The sequence below is a fragment of the Calothrix sp. CBUCES-K 9914 genome (assembly GCF_059640475.1).
Genome location: NZ_JBXXZH010000119.1, coordinates 14970 through 28238, shown reverse-complemented (window position 1 = coordinate 28238; position 13269 = coordinate 14970). Strand labels below are relative to the sequence as shown.

The following is a 13269-nucleotide window of genomic DNA, read 5'->3' as shown; positions in this document are numbered from 1 at the left end:
GTAATACATACGCAATATATACTTTAGTATAATTCTTTCAAGATTACGAAAAATAGTATACTGAGATTGTATCAAAGCTTGGATGCTGACATTTTTCTGACAATCCATAATTATGGTAAAAAAAATCTTAATCGTATCAGCGAATCCCAAGGATACTTCAAAGCTGCGCTTGGACGAAGAAGTGCGGGAAATCCAAGCGGGTTTAGAACGTGCTAGAAAAAGAGAAGAGTTTGAAATAATTACTAGATGGGCAGTACGTCCGGATGATTTGCGTCGAGCTTTACTAGATTATGAACCAGAAATAGTCCATTTTTCCGGGCATGGTGCGCTCAAGGATGGCTTGACTTTGGAGGATAATGCTGGAAATTTACACATAGTGAGTACAGAATCACTGGTAAGGCTATTTAAGTTATTTAAAAACAAAGTAGAATGTGTGTTGTTGAATGCTTGTTATTCTGAGGAGCAAGCTCAAGCTATTCACGAACATATAAATTGTGTTGTTGGCATGAATGAGGCTATAGGAGATGGCGCCGCAATAGAGTTTGCAACTGGTTTTTATGATGCGTTATTGTCAGGTAGAAGTTACGAAGATGCTTTTGATTTTGGGTGTGTTTCCATTGATTTAGAAAGCATCCCAGAGTCATTTAAGCCTGTTTTGAAATTGAAGGATAAGTCTAATAATGATAGCGTTAGTATATTTGATATAAATGATGACATCCGAAGGACTAACCAACTAGAAGCTTTGCCAGAGAAAACTAAAAATGGTTCGTCTATGAATAGAAACTTAAATATAAATTTACTTGAGTATCCTCAAGGGCAAGTATCTTTAGAGTCTCCCTTTTATATTGAGCGTCCACCAATTGAAATTGATTGCAACGAAGCTATTTTAAGACCCGGCGCCCTCATTCGTATTAAAGCACCAAGACAATTAGGGAAAACTTCTTTACTAAGTCGCATCTTAAATAACGGCAGCGAGCATAATTACCAAACACCATATCTCAATTTTCAACTGGTAGATATAGAATTGCTCAATAGTTTAGATCAATTCTTACAGTGGTTTTGTCGAAGTATTAGTGAAGAACTAAATTTGCCAGATAAAGTCAATCCATTTTGGGATGATATTACTGCGAGTAAAAGTAAATGTACTAATTACTTCCAACGCTATTTGTTAAATGAAATTAAAACTCCAATTATTTTGGGTTTAGATGAGGTAGATGAAATATTCAAACACCCCACCATCGCATCTGATTTTTTTGGAATGTTAAGAGCTTGGCACGAGCGAGGAAAAAATAATGCTGTCTGGCAAAAGCTAAGATTGGTAATTGTTCATTCTCAAGAGGTTTATGTTCCTTTAAATATTAATCAGTCACCTTTTAATGTAGGTTTACCAGTAGAATTACCAGAACTAAATCCAGAACAAATACAAGCTTTAATTCAACGTCACGGTTTGTCTTGGGATAACGTGCGCTCTAAAGAATTGATTAACTTGTTGGGAGGACATCCCTATTTGTTACGGGTGGCACTGTACGAAATTGCCCGTGGTCGGATAACGTTAGAAAAATTAAAGGAAATTGCCCCAACCGAAGAAGGACTATACAGTGACCATTTACGCCGTCATTTGTTAAATTTGCAAGCAAACGCCCAATTACAGGCTGCAATGGTTAACGTCTTAGCATCTAAAGAGCCTGTGGCAATTGGCGCCAGTGAAGCATTCAAATTACGGAGTATGGGTTTAGTTAAATTTCAGGGTAACGCAGTCAAACCTTTGTGTGATTTATATCGACGATATTTTTGCGACCACCTGGGGGTTAACTAATGAATTCAATACCTCGTCTGGGCTACGAATATCAAGTAGGGGGCAGTTTACCCATAAATGCTCCTACCTATGTGCGGCGTCAAGCGGATGAAGATTTTTACTCCTGTTTGAAAAATGGAGAATTCTGCTACGTCCTCAACTCTCGACAAATGGGTAAATCTAGCCTGCGTGTACAAACTATGCAGAGGTTAGAAGATGATGGTTTTGCTTGTGCGGCTTTAGATATTACAGCTATTGGAACCGCAGATATTACTCCCGTTGAATGGTATGCAGGGGTAATCGATTATTTAGTCGAAAGTTTTAATCTGTACACAGATTTCGAGTTAAAAGCTTGGTGGCAGGAAAACAGTTTACTATCGCCAGTACAGCATTTTAGTAAGTTTATTGAGACTATACTATTAGAGCGAGTAGAGCAAAACATTATTATTTTTATCGACGAAATTGACAGTATTCTCAGCCTAACATTTAACTCAGATGACTTTTTTGCCGTCATCCGCGACTGTTATAACCGTCGAGCATCAATAGGCGCCTACAACCGTTTGACTTTTGCTTTACTCGGAGTATCCACACCTTCAGATTTAATTCAAGATAGGCGCCGTACACCTTTTAATATTGGACGAGCTATTGATTTAACAGGGTTTCAATTATCAGAAGCTTTCCCTTTGGCACAAGGTTTAGCAGCATTAGGAGATCCCACTGAGTTGATGCAAGCAGTTCTTAGTTGGACATGCGGACAACCGTTTTTAACCCAGAAAGTTTGTCGCTTACTACTGTTAGAAGCAGGAGTAAATCGAGAAAAACCCTCAATTTTGGTAGAAAAGCTGGTGCAAAAGCGGATTATTGATAACTGGGAAGCACAGGATGAACCCGAACACCTTAAAACTATTCGAGATAGAATTTTACTCGGCTTTGAGAAAAGAAAAGGACGTTTGTTAGGTTTATGTCAGCAGATTTTGACATCAAATGGGCAAGGAATAGTTGCGGATAATAGTCCTGAACAAACCCAACTGCGGTTAACAGGTTTAGTAGTCAGGCGAGATGGTATGTTAAAAATATATAATCGTATTTACAAGTCTGTTTTTAACTTATCTTGCATAGAGCAAGAATTAGCCAAACTCCGCCCTTATGCTGATGCAATAGATGCTTGGACGGCATCTAATTTTAAAGATGAATCGCGCCTATTGCGAGGACAAGCGTTACAGGATGCGCTCCTTTGGGCGAGTGATAAAGGTTTGAGCGATGAGGATAATCGATTTTTACTCGCGAGTCAGGAGTTTGCTAATCGAGAAGTAGCAATAGCCTTAAATGCAGAAAGGCGAGCAAAAGAAATTTTAGCAGAAGCACAAGCAAAAGCAGAATTAGCTTTAGAGGTAGAAAAACAAGCAAATCAGCGTTTGACAGAAGCGCAACGTTTAGCAACTTCAAAATTAAATAAAGCTCAATATGACTTAACTGCAACGAGATTGGAAAGGGATGGAATAAATATATTATGCCAGTTTCAAACAGGAGATGAAATTGCAAGTTTACTATTGGCAATGCAGGCTGGGCGCCAATTGAAAAGTTTAGTCAAGGATAAACAATCTTTAGCTGATTATCCAGCTTACAGCCCAGTGTTTAGTTTACAAGAAATATTGTTAAATATCCGCGAACGCAATCAGTTACAGGGGCATCAAGATCAGGTCTACAGAGTCGCATTTAGTCCCAACGGCAAAACCTTAGCTTCCGCTAGTAGAGATAAAACTATTAAATTGTGGAGTGTTACCACTGGTAAACAAATTGCCTCTCTTACTGGGCATAAAGATCCGGTTATCAGCGTTGCATTTAGTCCTGACGGCAAAACCTTAGCTTCTGCTAGTTATGACAACACCATCAAATTGTGGTATGTCCCTACTCGTAAACAAATTGCCTCCTTAACTGGGCATACTGATAGGGTTTACAGCGTTGCCTGGAGTCCCGATGGTAAAACCTTAGCTTCTGCTAGTTATGACAACACTATCAAATTGTGGGATGTCACCACTAATAAACAAATCTCCTCCTTGACTGGGCATACAGATGTAATCTATAGGGTCGCATTTAGTCTCGACGGTGCAACCTTAGCTTCTGCTAGCCAGGACAACAACATCAAATTGTGGAATGTCTCTACTCGTAAAGAAATTGCCTCCCTGACTGGGCATCAAAATGGGGTCATCAGCGTTGCCTTTAGTCCCGACAGCAAAACCTTAGCTTCTGCAAGTTTAGATAAGACGATCAAATTATGGAATGTCATCACTGGTAAAGAAATTGCCTCCCTAACTGGGCATCAATTTCCAGTCAACTGCGCCGCATTTAGTCCCGACGGCAAAACCTTAGCTTCTGCTAGCAGTGAAAACACCATCAAATTGTGGAATATCGCTACTGGTAAAGAAATTGCCTCCCTGACTGGGCATAAAGATGTGGTTTGGAGCGTCGCATTTAGTCCCGGCGGCAAAACCTTAGCTTCTGCTAGCTCGGACAGAACCATCAAATTGTGGAATGTCACCACTTGTAAGCAAATTGCCTTTCTGACTGGGCATAAAGATGTGGTTTGGAGCGTCGCCTGGAGTTCTGACGGCAAAACCTTAGCTTCTGCTAGTAGAGATAAGACTATCAAATTGTGGAATGTTGCTACTAATAAACAAATTGCCTCCCTGACTGGGCATACTGAATCAGTCATCAGCGTTGCATTTTGTTCCGACGGTAAAACTTTAGCTTCTGCTAGTGGTGACAAGACTATCAAATTGTGGAATATTGCTACTGGTGAAGAAATTGCCTCCCTGACTGGGCATACTGAATCAGTTAACAGCGTTGCATTTAGTGCTGACGGCAAAACTTTAGCTTCTGCTAGTGGTGACCAGACCATCAAATTGTGGAATGTCGTCACTCGTAAACAAATCGCCTCCCTCACAGATCAATCTAGAGCGCTGAACGTCGCCTGGAGTCCTGACAGCAAAACCTTAGCTTCTGCTAGTCGGGACAATACCATCAAATTGTGGAATGTTGCCACTCGTAAACAAATTGCCTCCCTGATTGGTCATCAATCTATGGTTTGGAGCGTCGCCTGGAGTCCCGACGGCAAAACCTTAGCTTCTGCTAGTAATGACAACACCATCAAACTGTGGAATGTTGCCACTGGTGAACAAATTGCCTCCCTGACTGGGCATACTGGTAGGGTCAACAGCGTCGCCTGGAGTCCCGATGGCAAAACCTTAGCTTCTGCAAGTTGGGACAACACCATCAAATTTTGGAATTTAGATTTAGATGATTTACTAAACCAGGGATGTAGGTACTTGGAAAGTTATTTTGCTAGTCATCCCGATGCGAAAAAAGGTTTGTGTCCGTAAGTTGCGTGCGAAGTTATACTTTTTAGCAATCGCTCAAATAAAATTCAATAAAGCCGCCACTCTAGAATGAGAGGAACTAGAATTTGAATATACGCTTATTATTGTGTTTGAACTCAATCGAACACTGTTTATAATGAACGTTATTAAGTTAATTTATTTTATATAAATTTGGATTGTATTTAATTTTTGGTACTTAATTATGGCTATCTTACTTGAACTGGAACCTGAAATTGAATCACACTTAATCGCTCAAGCCGCAGCTCAGGGGACATCTGTCGAAGCGCTGTTGAAAACTTTAGTCGAAAGTTTAGTACGCACATCACCACAACCCACACCCCTTACACTATCGCCTACTGAGCGAGCAGAAAGATTTGTAAATTGGGCTAGGAGCCACTCCCGAATAAAGGCGCCACTTCTAACAGACGAAGCAATTAGCCGTGAAAGCATTTATACTAGAGAAGATGAAATGCTATGAGCTACTTTAATTAATACAAATGTTTTATTGCGAAGTATCCAGCAGGCTCATCCAATGCACGAATCTTCACTTCAAGCAATAAGAATTTTATTAGAGCAAGACGAATCACTATGTATTATACCACAAAATCTGATTGAGTTTTGGGTGGTAGCAACTCGCCCGATAGAAGTTAATGGGTTAGGTTTATCGTTTGCTGATGCTTTATACGAACTGGAGCAACTTAAAAACTGTTTTGTGCTTCTGCCAGATACAGCATCCATTTTTCCTACTTGGGAAAACCTTATCGCCAAATATCAAGTGATAGGCAAACCCTCGCATGATGCTCGATTAGTCGCAGCGATGATAGTCCATAATGTAACTCACATACTAACCTTTAACATTAGTGATTTTAGAAGATTTACTGAAATAACCGCGCTTGATACTCATAGCATTTCATAATTTTTATCTTAGAATCAATTAAGTTCATGAATTTGCGCTTTTACGACTTTTAAACTTTAGAGAAAAAACACAGAAGGACTGCCTAAACTTCACAGAATTGCATTTGATAAAAGCTTGTTGTAAAAGACTACTTCCAAATAGATACATCTTATTTAATCACACCTATGCGCTGCGCGCCTTTATAAATGTGGGTCAGGGCGCCTTTTTTGTTGCTGCGTTCATATGACACATAAAATCAATACAGGGTATCAGAATGACAAAAAATCCGTTTGACCAATTTTCAAAACAGTTCTTTGAGGAATTCCTGAGTCCATATGGTCAAGTCAAAATTAATGATGAAGTACCAGGTGAATCAACTTTCGTAGATATTTACTTCATACCGAAAGTCGAACCAGAGCAAATACCCGAATCTTTAGGTTTACTACGTCGCATAGCTTCGACACCGTGCCTAATAGAACCTTTCCGTAATCAACCAACAGATGAAGAAGTCGAGAGTTGTTCATATAAGCTACTTGCGACTCGTAAGGAATGTAGACGTGAGGCAAAGCGCGATGAAAGGAAAGCTACTGAAGAAGAACTGCCGAAGCTATGGATAATTACACCTTCAGCTTCAGAAAAATTACTTAATACTTACGGTGCCCAATCTCGTAATGGTTGGGTTGATGGTATATACTTTAGCGCAGATGGTGAACACAAAAGGTTCGTATCAGTAAACCTACTGCCTAAAACACCACAAACAAGATGGTTAAGACTTTTTGGTCGGCAAACAGTACAAGGGGAAGCAATAGACGAAATTCTTGCTTTGCCCAATAATGATCAGCGACGGAATGCTGCGTGCGTCTATTATCAGCATGGAAAGTTACCATAGGATTAAAACCACAAAATAATGAAGATTTGGAGTTCATGATGATAGTATCAAAAGCATATGCAGAGTGGGAAGAAGCTACCGAACGCCGAGGATTGGAGCGTGGTGTCGAGCAAGGGCAACGTCTCGTAGTCGAAAATTTGCTTCAAGCGCGCTTTGGTACACTTGACGCTGAGTTAATCAACATTATTCCATCACTTTTAACGCAACCTATCGAAGAATATACTCGTTTACTGTTGGAACTATCTCATATATCTCGTGAAGAGTTAATCGATCGCTTTAATCAACCATAGCCACTGTAATATTATCTTAATATTTGGCGCCGCTATCTGCTCCCGATGAATGTTGCAGGCGCCATTTATTAAGCTATCTTTATTACCATAACAGAAATGCTCTCTTGACATGAACCAACAAGAGAGCAAATAATAAACATGAGGAATATAATAAACTTTTACAGACTAAGAAAACAATATTAAATATATAGAATAAGTAGTCAACTCTTAATGATATTCGTAGTGACCAGCTACCCAATATCTTCCTGTATCTGTATAATCCCAATGTCCCTGAACCCAGACTTTTTGCTGATATACATTTTGTTGACTAGAAGGTACTACAACCGCTGTTGGCTGAACAACTACAGGCTCAACAATTACATCCCGATGCCTATGATAGCGGGGTCCAAGAAAAATCTCCAACGCTGCGGCTGGTTTGGGTAGAGATATAACGACAAAAGGAAGGGCAAGTAAGCTCAAAGCAATAATCCGCTTCATAATCCAATCTCACTGCTTATTTGATAGTTTTATAGTATAAGTTCGAGCAACAGTTGCACACATGACAAAAGTCACTATTTAACTAGTTAGAAAGTCATTAAAGTTAGTGGGCTACTTTGCAACAGATGGAACGGATGTAACGGATAAGTTATTCGTTACAAACACTAATCTAGTTGTCCAAGGTCAACCATCCGTTACATCCGTTGTATCCGCTGCATGGTATTGACGATTTATAAAATTCGAGCGAAACTTACTTAATGCAATCGTATCAGTGTACTACCTATTTTGGAGTTATAAATTATGGCTACTAGTATCACTTGTCGTAATTTTATCAATGGTAAATGGTTAGATAACACTGAAAACACCCTCTCTAGCTTTAATCCCGCGTTGAAAAGCGAAGTTGTTGCGACTTTTAGGAGTTCTACAAGTAAAGACGTTGACGAAGCAGTAACAGCAGCACGCAATGCTTACTATAACTGGCGCCAAGTTCCTGCACCCACGCGCGCTGAGTATGTATTTAAAGTTGGAGAGTTATTACTTCAACACAAAGAAGAGTTAGCACAGTTAATAAGTCGGGAGATGGGTAAACCCATAGCCGAAGCGCGCGGTGATGTGCAGGAAGGTATTGACTGTGCTTTTTATAGTGCTGGGGAAGGGCGCCGTCTTTATGGGCAAACGACTCCTTCTGAGATGCCAAACAAGTTCGCGATGACGGTTAGAACACCAATAGGTGTATGCGCTTTAATTACTCCGTGGAATTTTCCTATTGCTATTCCTTGTTGGAAAGCGATGCCAGCATTAGTATGTGGTAACAGTGTTATTTTAAAACCTGCTGAAGATACTCCTGCTTGTGCAACGAAGTTAATTGAGATTTTTGAGAAAGCTGGTTTTCCACCTGGTGTTGTTAACTTGGTGCATGGTATAGGAGAGGAAGCAGGTAAAGCATTAGTAGAACATCCCGATGTCAACTTAGTTTCATTTACAGGTTCTTCCCAAACAGGTTCGCTAGTTGGAGAAATTTGCGGGCGCCTCCATAAACGGGTATGTTTGGAGATGGGAGGCAAAAATGCCCAGATAGTTATGGAAGATGCTGACTTAGAATTAGCACTTGATGGCGCCGTATGGGGTGCATTTGGAACCGCAGGACAACGATGTACAGCAACAAGTCGTCTCATTTTACACCGCGATATCAAAGCAAAATTTACAGAAATGCTACTTGCACGTGCAAGTAAATTACGCTTGGGTGCTGGTTATGACACACATACAGAAATTGGTCCCATTATTAACGACAAGCAACTTCAACAAGTCAGAAAATATATGGATGTTGCCCGTTCTGAAGGCGCCTCTATATTAATAGGTGGTGACATAGCTAATGAAGGTACACTCAAAGAAGGTTATTTTTTCCAACCTACTATATTAGATAACGTCACACCTAATATGCGGGTTGCCCGTGAAGAAATATTTGGTCCAGTAGTCGCATTAATCGAAGTAAACTCGTTTGAACAAGCTATAGATATTCTTAACGATACGAACTACGGTCTTTCATCTTCTATATATACCCGTGACGTGAACCGTGCGTTTGCAGCGATGCGTGATATCGAAGCAGGTATTACCTATATTAACGGTCCAACAATAGGCGCCGAAGTTCACTTACCATTTGGAGGAGTCAAACAAACAGGTAACGGACATCGCGAAGCAGGAAGCGCTGCTATTGATACATTTACCGAATGGAAAACTGTTTATGTAGACTTTTCTGGAAACTTACAGCGCGCGCAAATTGACAACCGTGATTAATATACTATTAAAAATTTATCAAAAGCACTTTCTGTAGTGAGCAGTATGTAAAGACCGTAAATTTACGGTCTTTACATACTGTTTGATATGCTTATATATTTATCTACTCCATCTGCGAATAGTGTCTATTGAAACACCAGTTTTATGAGAGATTTGTTTAGCTGTTTTATCTCTCATTTCAGCTAAAAACTTTACCCATGCTCTTGCAAAATTAGGATATGATTGTGGTTTTTGTGACTTAATTAATGCCGAATAATTACATAACTCGCAGTGGATTATGAATTTACTTTTACTACCACCTCCACGTAACGAATCTATTGCTTTGCATTGGGGACAAGAAAACGGTTCTAAAAATTGACCACGACGCACAACAGCAACCGTACAGTCATCATCAGTTTTGGGAATTAAAGCATCTTGAATTGCTGATTGCATTCCAAGATTAACTTCTTCAGCAGGTGCATCATCAAGCCAACTTGCCATTTGCTCGACGACAGAAGAAACAATATTTTTTCTCTTATCATAAAGAGACGCACTGGCGCCATCTGTCATTAATGCAAATGATTTTACTTTTTCGCTTATTGGTATGACATTGACCCGCATTCTATTAGGAGCAGAAGCAGAAGTAACGAAAAACGTTTCGTTAGCGAACTCACCATTATCAGGGGAGGATAGTACTTTTGCTAAACCGTCCTCTACCATCGCAATAACTCCATCCCCAAGATGCACTGTGAGGGCTTTTTCATTAGTAACAAGTAAAGCCACAATAGTACAAGCGTAAGTCTTTTGGTTCGCCTCCATTAGTTGTAACTAATTCATTAATTACTGTAAGAGCAGTATTTAAAATTTCTGATTCTGAAAGCGCTCGACTAATGAATTTATCAGCTTTCTCACAGAGAATATTTGCAACTGCATTTGCTACAGCTTGGGCGCCTAAATTACAAAGACGAGCGCTACCTGCACCATCACATGCACTAAGGTTTATTTAATAAAGTCTTAGATATGTATAACCGAATTGTGAAGCATGTATAAAGAAATCAAGAACAAAGTAGCTTTATGTTACCAATAGCTTCAGTATAAATCAGCATCAAAAAATAAAGATTTTGTAGTTTTTTAAATTTTAACAATAAAGAATAATTCAACAGTTGTGTATATCTGACTTTTTACGTTATGTGGAAAACTAACGTAAAACCTAACCCCCCAACCCCCTTTCCTGGGAGGAAAGGGGGAATACATTTGCTCACCTCTCCTTGTAGGAGAGGGGTCGGGGGAGAGGTTTTAAAGATACCGTGAAAAGTCAGGTGTATATAAGCATTTATAGTTATATTAATTAATGCGTACTACTTTTTGTTTTATAGATGTCACACAGATTAGGTGCCTCCTTCCTCTGTGTTAAGAGCGTCTCTGTGGTAAAAAATGTACTTACGAAACTTTTTCCCAATTTATAATGTAATCAAAAACTTTTTAAGTAATTTTCCGGAATTGGGTGTTAAGCAAGTGTATCCATATTGAGTATAATCCTATAATTGTTAGCAATTTTGTCATATTGTTGATTTACTCATTTTAATTAACATTAGCTTATTCCGGCGCCAACATCAGCATAAGCATGTAAAATTTTATGTAGCATTTTGTGCTTTTTATTTAAAAATTTTTACTTAGCTAGTTAAAAACTTGCTGTAAATTAGTATATATACTAAGATTAGACAAATCTAAGAAAACTTGATTGATGAAAGTTTAAACACAAACAAATAATTGAGTTAAAGATGAAAGGGCTTATGTCAAGAACAAGCATTCTCCTAGAAAAATTGAACGAAGTTACAGAAAACGCAAAGGAAGCAGAGCCTGATTTAGCTGCTAGACTAACTCAGATTCAGCGACCAATACAAAAATTGCAACAAGGAGATATAACAAGTAGAAAATTTTTATTAAAAGGTTTAGAGGAAATTATTACAGATTGTGACATATGGTTAACTTATATTGAAATGGACTTGGAAGAAAAAAGCATATTTAAGCATAGTTTACATCCAGTAGAAAGATATTGGTATTTTGAGATGTTTCCTGCTTGGTTTCAACAAGATGACAAAAGATTTTCTAAGTGGAGAGAGCATTTAATTAAAGGAACTCCTCTAGCTGATGATTTTAATCTCATGAAAGATATGAATAAGCGAATAAATAAGTTAAAGATAGAAAATTTAGAAAAATATAAAAATTCAATATTGTTACATAAGCTAATAGCAGATAAAGCAATGGTAACAGATTTAATGATTACAGGAAGTGAAGCTAACACATTGTGCGTGCAAATGACTCAAAATGCTCAAATCTATACTTATGAAAAAGAGAATGATTGGCAAGATACACTGAAGTACTGGGGTGTAAAGCGCGGGTTATTTATTCGTTATAACCCTCGGAGAAAGGATTTAGTAAACAAACTGCTCGATTGTATGTTGTGTAAAAGTGATTCACTTAATGAAGATAATTACAAGAAAGTAGACCTTTAAAAAGTTCATTATTAAAATAATAAGTAGATTAATATTATTTAGTATATGCCCACTCAAAATGTAAGCTCAAGCAAAAGTAAACTCGAAAAAGCAATGAAAGCTCTTGGCATTGCTCGAAAATTGCAGCGTGACAAATTATCTCTTGGCGCCGATTATGTAAATATAGATATAGAACTGGCAAATACTGGCTTTGAACCAATGAGCGAACAAACAGCTTTAACTGGGCAACCGCAACAAAACCCTGTTGCTGAGGTAGCTCATTGGGTAGAAAATAATTTAGATGCTGAGGCAGTACGAACTCAGTACCTTGTTTTAGTAGAATTTGAGGGTACAACTGAGCAGAAGCAACAAGCTATTGAACAAACTAGCAATTGGTTATTGTCGCATTCACAAGCAGTAACAGTTCGCGAGAAATACTTAATTTTGGTCAACAAAGCAGGAATAGAAAGGCAACAACAAGAAGCACTTGCCCAAACACAAGTTTGGTTACAAGCGAACAGCCAAGATACATATGTACGCGAACAATATTTAATATTGCTTGACAAGGTAGGAACACGGCAACAGCGTCAGCAAGCAGTGTTAGAAACAAGCGCATGGCTAGAATTAAATTCAGAAGATAGATATGTACGCGCGCAATATTTAAAATTAGTAAGCTCAGTTGGAACAAGACAGCAGCAGCAGGAAGCAATAGCTCAAACTACTATATGGTTACGCGCGCATCCTCAAGATAATTATGTACGCGAACAATATTTAACATTAGTTAATCAATTAGGTAATGCCAACTCTTTGAAATCGGCGCCGAGAGGTATAAACTTAAGAAAGCTGCAAGAAGTATTCGAGGCTATTGGTGAAGTCATTGATAATTTATCAAGCCCGCCAGAAGCAAGTTTAGCATTTAGGTCAGCGAGTGCTGGCACATGGAAACAAATATATAGTCAAGAAATTTTACTTGAAGGTCAAGCAGTACTGTTACAACTTGAAAGTAGAGCAGAAGAAGAAAATAAAATAAGCATAAGAATACAATTACAGCCGACCAATAATGATTTATACTTACCAGAAGGAATTAAATTATTTCTACTCTCACCATCTCAAGACCAGCTTTATGAAGACCAAGCTGAAAGTAACAGAGAGCTAATTGAAGTAATATTGCCGGATGGTGAACCTGGAGAAAGTTTTACCGTCGAAGTAACTAAAGACAATACCAATTTCATTGAAGACTTTATAGTTTAAATAAATTTAGGCTACAGGAGATACAAA

The 13269-nt window shown here is 38.6% G+C and carries 11 protein-coding genes; 9 read left to right on the top strand and 2 right to left on the bottom strand.

Annotated features, from left to right (window positions below):
• The first annotated feature begins 112 nt into the window (after positions 1 to 112).
• The 6 genes from AC2JBO_RS24425 (at position 113) to AC2JBO_RS24400 (ending at position 7246) form a co-directional block, all read left to right on the top strand.
• Positions 113 to 1816 carry an AAA-like domain-containing protein gene (locus AC2JBO_RS24425; RefSeq protein ID WP_496956226.1) on the top strand — a complete coding sequence of 568 codons (1704 nt, stop codon included), beginning with the start codon at positions 113 to 115 and terminating at the stop codon, positions 1814 to 1816.
• A complete protein-coding gene (locus tag AC2JBO_RS24420; RefSeq protein ID WP_496956225.1) occupies positions 1816 to 5175 on the top strand; it encodes a WD40 domain-containing protein in 3360 nt (1119 codons plus the stop codon). The genes AC2JBO_RS24425 and AC2JBO_RS24420 overlap by 1 nt, the downstream gene beginning before the upstream one ends.
• Before the next feature lie 199 nt (positions 5176 to 5374).
• Positions 5375 to 5650 (top strand): hypothetical protein, encoded by a 276-nt coding sequence (locus tag AC2JBO_RS24415; protein ID WP_496956224.1) that lies wholly within the window; start codon positions 5375 to 5377, stop codon positions 5648 to 5650.
• Between the two features lie 9 nt (positions 5651 to 5659).
• Complete coding sequence (locus AC2JBO_RS24410) at positions 5660 to 6088, top strand: type II toxin-antitoxin system VapC family toxin (RefSeq protein ID WP_496956228.1); 429 nt, start codon at positions 5660 to 5662, stop codon at positions 6086 to 6088.
• A gap of 253 nt (positions 6089 to 6341) precedes the next feature.
• On the top strand, positions 6342 to 6956 hold the full coding sequence (locus AC2JBO_RS24405) for a hypothetical protein (RefSeq protein ID WP_496956223.1): 615 nt from the start codon (positions 6342 to 6344) through the stop codon (positions 6954 to 6956).
• Positions 6957 to 6991: 35 nt separating this feature from the next.
• Positions 6992 to 7246, top strand: coding sequence for a hypothetical protein (locus tag AC2JBO_RS24400; RefSeq protein ID WP_496956222.1), 255 nt, complete (start codon positions 6992 to 6994; stop codon positions 7244 to 7246).
• A 207-nt stretch (positions 7247 to 7453) separates the two neighbouring features.
• Here the strand turns inward: AC2JBO_RS24400 and AC2JBO_RS24395 are convergent, their stop codons facing one another.
• Entirely contained in the window at positions 7454 to 7723 is a 270-nt protein-coding gene (locus AC2JBO_RS24395; RefSeq protein WP_496956221.1) for a hypothetical protein, read from the bottom strand.
• A gap of 300 nt (positions 7724 to 8023) precedes the next feature.
• Between AC2JBO_RS24395 and AC2JBO_RS24390 the strand changes: the two genes are divergently transcribed.
• The gene (locus AC2JBO_RS24390) at positions 8024 to 9517 is read left to right on the top strand and encodes an aldehyde dehydrogenase family protein (RefSeq protein ID WP_496956220.1); all 1494 of its coding nucleotides are present in this window, start codon (positions 8024 to 8026) and stop codon (positions 9515 to 9517) included.
• Positions 9518 to 9616: 99 nt separating this feature from the next.
• On the opposite strand, the gene AC2JBO_RS24385 is transcribed toward AC2JBO_RS24390, so the two are convergent.
• A complete protein-coding gene (locus AC2JBO_RS24385; RefSeq protein ID WP_496956219.1) occupies positions 9617 to 10315 on the bottom strand; it encodes a protein phosphatase 2C domain-containing protein in 699 nt (232 codons plus the stop codon).
• Between the two features lie 974 nt (positions 10316 to 11289).
• On the opposite strand from AC2JBO_RS24385, the gene AC2JBO_RS24380 reads away from it, so the two are divergent.
• Both AC2JBO_RS24380 and AC2JBO_RS24375 read left to right on the top strand, forming a co-directional pair.
• On the top strand, positions 11290 to 12012 hold the full coding sequence (locus AC2JBO_RS24380; RefSeq protein WP_496956218.1) for a hypothetical protein: 723 nt from the start codon (positions 11290 to 11292) through the stop codon (positions 12010 to 12012).
• A 45-nt stretch (positions 12013 to 12057) separates the two neighbouring features.
• A complete protein-coding gene (locus AC2JBO_RS24375) occupies positions 12058 to 13242 on the top strand; it encodes a DUF1822 family protein (protein ID WP_496956217.1) in 1185 nt (394 codons plus the stop codon).
• Positions 13243 to 13269: the final 27 nt, after the last annotated feature.